Raw genomic sequence first — 246 nt, forward strand, 5'->3', positions numbered from 1 at the left:
GCTTTTCCTATTTTTGTTTTATGAACGATGATTTGAAGAATGATCATCAGGACTACAGCCACTCCAAAAATCAAAACCGATTGACTATTGATGGAAACTCCAAAGATATTGAACTTGTCCGTCGGCAATACATCATTCGGGTAAGCTTCCGGCTGTGCACCACGGACGTAGATGAATCCGTATTCGATCAAAAGGGAGACCCCGATGGCCGTGATAAGTGCTGCAATACGCGTAGCGTTTCGTAAT

Annotated in this window: 1 pseudogene; it reads right to left on the reverse strand. The window is 43.5% G+C overall.

The features are described from left to right. Positions 1–246: pseudogene (locus tag SB773_RS33905) on the reverse strand (branched-chain amino acid ABC transporter permease); the annotation flags it as partial.

This window comes from Bacillus sp. SIMBA_074 (assembly GCF_046534555.1).
GTDB lineage: Bacteria > Bacillota > Bacilli > Bacillales > Bacillaceae_G > Bacillus_A > Bacillus_A mycoides.